Raw genomic sequence first — 4208 nt, 5'->3', positions numbered from 1 at the left:
CAGGCCTCGTCGCCTCGTAAAGCGCTTGTCTTCCGCGGTGCTCCCTCATATCGCCGATAGACGACATGATTTCGGGCGACATGAGGGTGCTGAGCTGCCTCGAATAGTCGAATTGAGCCATGGGGTATCTTCGCCAAATATAAATAATATGGCGAAGATACAAGGAATATGGCGAAGATACAAGGGCAGATGTCTTCCTGCGCGCAACGCCCTCGGGGAGTGCTTTAAGGATGGCTTCCGGGCGGCCGGAACCGGCCGCCCTATTCGATCTCTGAACTGTTACGATAGCTATCAGTTGATGAACTCAAGTGTTTCACCAGGGAAAACGCCGTTTTTATATTTTGAATCGAAGTACCCGGCCCTTACCCGCTGGCCTATTTTCGCGCTTCGAATCGACGATGGAGACACCTGGCATACGCCTGTATATTCGACGACTATGGTTTCGCCGCCGTATTTTTGGTTGTCGTCAAGGTGGATCGTCGTTGTAAGCGCGTCTTCGTCGATGTCGGTTATTTCTCCCGTACTGAACGTTATGCACGACATCGGGCCGCCGCTCGTCAAGCCATCTTCCATCGGCATCTGATTCGCTCCCGTTTCATCGTTTGCCGAAGCGCATCCGCTTATCGTCGATGCGATAACAGCTGCTGCGGCGAGCTTTACGAATGTCCTTCTGTCCATAGGTGTTTCCCCTTCTGCGAAGGTGGATCTTTATGACGTGCAGGGACTCGAATCCTTTTGCAAAGATAAACGGGAAACGCCGCTTGGTTTGAGCCAGGTTAAAAGGCCTCGGTAAACGGTTTCTGAGCCCTATGTCATAGTCCCGTATAGAACACCCTCGGGGAGGGCTTTCGAGGCGATCCGGGTGGTCGCCTTTTTTGATCCCCGAGGGTGTACAATAAATGTATTTATAATATACGTCCCGTATAGAACACCCTCGGGGAGGGCTTTGAGGATGGCTTCGAGGCGGTCGGTTCCGGTCGCCTTTTCTGATCCCCGAACTGTTACAATAACTATATTTATAATATACGTCCCGTATAGAACACCCTCGGGGAGGGCTTTGAGGATGGCTTCGAGGCGGTCGGTCTCGACCGCCTTATTCGATCTCCGAACTGTTACAATAACTATATTTATAATATACGTCCCGTATAGAACACCCTCGGGGAGGGCTTTGAGGATGGCTGAGAAGAGGTTCACGAAAGAGCAGGAGCGCGCCTACTGGCAGGAGAAGCGAGAGGCTTACATCGCCATGAGCCGCCGCATGCTCGAGGAGCCGGGCTATGAGTGGCGCGACCCCCTGGCGTTCTACCGCGACATCTTTCCCGAGGGCTTCTTACAGGAGAGGTGGGACGGCGATGCCAAGGCCGAGTTCGACGGCAAGCCCAACGCCATAGCTCTGAAGTTCGGCCCGAAGACCCGCAAGCAGCTCGTCAAGGGCAAGAAGGTCGACGTCCCCGTCATCGAGCGCTACACCGTTACCGATGACCTCGACGGCGTCTCAGAGCTCGTTAAGGCATCCATCGCCGAGAACGCCCCCGTCTACATGGCCCCGGTGTCGTTCTTCGGCAAGAGCAACAAGGCGGCCAACGCGCGCTTCCTGCACGCCTTCGCGGTGGACCTCGACGGCATGACGCCGGGAAAGCTTGGCACCGTGCTGAAACAGATGCGCAACGGGCACGACCCGAGCCTCGACAAGCACGTGTCGATGCCGCAGGCGACCTACATCGTCATGAGTGGGCGGGGCTGCACCTGTACTACCTGCTCGACCGCCCCGTTCCGCTCATCCCCGCCGTCGTGCCCTTCCTGCAGCAGCTCAAGCGCAGGCTCACCGACGTGGTGTGGACCGACTACACCAGCGAGGACGGCAACGAGGGCAGGCAGTACCAAGGCATCTACCAGGGATTCCGCATGCCCGGCACCACGACCAGGCTCAACGGCTACGGTGTCGACGCGAAGGACGTGAGCAAGTACGAGGCCCTGGCGTTCGTGTACACGCCCGAGGGGGCCTCTGAGCCGCGGCGCGTGACGCTCGACTACCTGGTGGACTACTGCGGCATCCGCGGCAAGGAGATACCGGGCGAGCTGTACCGCGTCCTGGAGACCAAGGGCGGGCGCACCCCGCTCGCCGAGGCCGAGGAGAAGTGGCCTGATTGGTACGAGCGGCGCATCGTACGGGGCGAGGAAAAGCGGGGTTACGACACGAACCGCGGTGCCTACGAATCATGGCTCGGCCGCGTTGACGACGAGGCCGTGGTGCACGGGCGCTACTTCGCCGTGCTCTCGCTAGTAGCCTATGCGATGAAGTGCAACGTGCCGCTGGAAGAGCTCGCGAGCGACGCCTACAGGCTGGTGCCGAAGCTCGACAGGCTGAGCGACGAGCCGGGAAACCGCTTCACCAACTATGACGTCGCCTGCGCGCTTGCGGCCTACGGCTCGAACGAGCTGCGCTTCTGGAAGAACGAGTACATGTGCCGCCGCGCCAAGATCGCGCCGCATGAGAACAAGCACAACGGGAGACCGCAGGGCGAGCATTTGAAAATTGCCAGGTTTGCCAGGGATCTGAACTATGACGAGCCTGGCGGATGGATCAATAAAAACGGGGCGCCGACCAAGCGCGACGAGATACGCGCCTACGCCGCCGAGCATCCCGAAGCGAGCCAGCGGGCGATCGCGAAGGCCCTGGGCGTGTCTCCGACGACCGTCAACAAATGGCTCAAACCCGACGCATCACACGCGACGCGCGGCGGAAGTGCCGAAACCGCGGCGAGTATCGAGGAATTGGTCGAGAAGGCTATCGACGAGCATTTGTCGTTGATAATCGGCAAGCACGGGGAGGCCGTCATAGCCGACAGGGAGGACTACGAAAGCCAGCAATCCCTAGCGGACTTGCTCGAGGAGGCGGGCGATTGGGCGTTCGACAAGTACTGGGACCGCTTGGCGGAGAAGAACGGCAGGAGTGTCTGTAGGGTGAGCATCCAGAGCATCGTGGACGATTTTGCCCGCTCGCAACAACCGAACACGAACGACTAAATTACCGAACATATCGAAAAGAGCAATCGGTAAATAGTCGATTTATTTGCCGATTCATCGACAAGCGGAATATATAATCGCTGATAGATAGGGAAAACCGTAGACCAAATAAGGGATATTCGATTTATGGGCATCACCAAGAAAGAGCTCGCCGACACCCTGGGGGTTTCGAAGCAGACCGTCGTGAACTACATCGACCGCCTCGGCATCGCGCAGGAGCACGTGTCGAGGGTCGGCAAGTACGACATCCTTGACGATTTCGCCGTGTCGGCGATATCGGATGCCGTCGGCAAGAGCATTCCCCAGCAATCGGAATCCGACGATACCGACGTATCGGACGCTGTCATCGCGGCGCTCAACGATCGAATCGCTGACCTCAAGGAGCAAAACGGCAGGCTTGCTGTCGAGCTGGCCGACCTTCGGGCCTCGCGAGACAGGGAAATCGAATCGCTTCGCATGCAGCTGAACGACGCAAACCGCCGCGCCGCCGAGCTCGCCGATCGTGTCGCGACTATAGCTGAGCGCCAGCAAGCGATTGCGGCGACTCCATGGTGGAAGCGCGGCCGCATCGCCATGAAGCTTCTCGGGCCTGGAAGCGAATAGGAAAGCGCCGTTGCCGGCGCTTTCCTATTCGCGTTGCGTTTTGCTTTTCCGTCAGCTGACGGCGGCGAGGATCTCGGCCGCCTTCTCGAGCGCCGCGTCGCGCATCAGCACTGACTTCTTGACGCCGGCGGCCTTGGCGGCGCGGGCGATCATGTCCGCGCCCGACGCCGGGCACTTGAACGACAGCGACGACGTCGCCTCGTTCGCCAGCTTCGGCCTTCCTGGCTTGATCGGGCCGTCGAACGCGTATCCATCGGGAAGCTCCCCGGCGTCGTATGCGGCGCACCACTGCTCGATCATCTCGCGCGTAACCTTGAACCCGCCTTCTGCGGCCGGCAGGCTGTCCATCGTGATAGCCATCGCCCTACCTCCCGTTCTCGTCGTACTCGCGCTTGAACTTCGCCCCGACGGGCGACTTCGCGTGGAAGATGACGAACTGGCTCCCGGTCGAGTACGCGATCATCTCCACGTCGCGGTTGCCGATGCGGCCGAACGCCATATAGTGGGGCGGCCACTTGTCCTTGCGGACCATGCGCCAGCTTCCCTGCGCCCCCATCCAGGCGCGCTCGACCTCTTCC

General features: G+C 59.5%; 6 protein-coding genes. 2 read left to right on the top strand and 4 right to left on the bottom strand.

Annotated elements, in window-relative coordinates; all coding sequences use genetic code 11:
• Window positions 1-291: 291 nt before the first annotated feature.
• A complete protein-coding gene (locus SFHG_RS09990; protein WP_042437097.1) occupies window positions 292-678 on the bottom strand; it encodes a twin-arginine translocation signal domain-containing protein in 387 nt (128 codons plus the stop codon).
• Window positions 679-807: 129 nt separating this feature from the next.
• Window positions 808-1194 (bottom strand): hypothetical protein, encoded by a 387-nt coding sequence (locus SFHG_RS09985; protein WP_042437096.1) that lies wholly within the window; start codon window positions 1192-1194, stop codon window positions 808-810.
• Between the two features lie 636 nt (window positions 1195-1830).
• Here SFHG_RS09985 and SFHG_RS09975 point away from each other — a divergent pair.
• Complete coding sequence (locus SFHG_RS09975; protein ID WP_162096595.1) at window positions 1831-3027, top strand: helix-turn-helix domain-containing protein; 1197 nt, start codon at window positions 1831-1833, stop codon at window positions 3025-3027.
• A 126-nt stretch (window positions 3028-3153) separates the two neighbouring features.
• On the top strand, window positions 3154-3630 hold the full coding sequence (locus SFHG_RS09970) for an HTH domain-containing protein (RefSeq protein WP_042437093.1): 477 nt from the start codon (window positions 3154-3156) through the stop codon (window positions 3628-3630).
• Between the two features lie 51 nt (window positions 3631-3681).
• On the opposite strand, the gene SFHG_RS09965 is transcribed toward SFHG_RS09970, so the two are convergent.
• Both SFHG_RS09965 and SFHG_RS10710 read right to left on the bottom strand, forming a co-directional pair.
• Complete coding sequence (locus tag SFHG_RS09965) at window positions 3682-3990, bottom strand: type II toxin-antitoxin system TacA family antitoxin (RefSeq protein ID WP_042437092.1); 309 nt, start codon at window positions 3988-3990, stop codon at window positions 3682-3684.
• Window positions 3991-3994: 4 nt separating this feature from the next.
• The coding region (locus tag SFHG_RS10710; protein WP_162096594.1) for a hypothetical protein at window positions 3995-4208 on the bottom strand (214 nt) is incomplete at its 5' end.

Origin of the sequence: Senegalimassilia anaerobia JC110, assembly GCF_000236865.1 — a bacterium.
GTDB classification, from domain to species: Bacteria; Actinomycetota; Coriobacteriia; order Coriobacteriales; family Eggerthellaceae; genus Senegalimassilia; species Senegalimassilia anaerobia.
The sequence above is the reverse complement of the archived record's forward strand: the minus strand, read 5'-3'. Positions and strand labels throughout refer to the sequence as shown.